Consider the following 275-nt stretch of genomic DNA (forward strand, 5'->3'; position numbering starts at 1 on the left):
TTATCTGCGCGATCTGGCCTTGTTCAACGTCGCGATCGACAGCAAACTGCGCGGCTGTGATCTCGTCAAATTGACCGTGTCTGACCTGGTAAAGGATGATCGCGCGCGAGAACGCGTTTCGGTGATCCAGAGCAAGACTAGGTCATGTTGACAAATGGCGGAGCCATAGGCGGATAGATGTGATGTCGATGAAGCCAAGGAAGCTCTCGGCGGTCTTGTCGTAGCGGGTGGCGACGCGCCGGGCGTTTTTGAGCTTGTTGAAGCAGCGCTCGACC

1 protein-coding gene and 1 pseudogene are annotated in these 275 nt (G+C 56.4%); one reads left to right on the forward strand and one right to left on the reverse strand.

Annotated features, from left to right (window positions below; translation table 11 throughout):
* Positions 1 to 4 precede the first annotated feature (4 nt).
* Positions 5 to 142 (forward strand): annotated as a pseudogene (locus AB9K34_RS13985) (integrase); the annotation flags it as partial.
* Here AB9K34_RS13985 and AB9K34_RS13990 read toward each other — a convergent pair.
* A partial coding sequence (locus AB9K34_RS13990) for a transposase (RefSeq protein WP_148044812.1) occupies positions 143 to 275 on the reverse strand: 133 nt, incomplete at its 5' end.

This window comes from Sedimentitalea sp. XS_ASV28 (assembly GCF_041224545.1).
Taxonomy (GTDB): domain Bacteria; phylum Pseudomonadota; class Alphaproteobacteria; order Rhodobacterales; family Rhodobacteraceae; genus Sedimentitalea.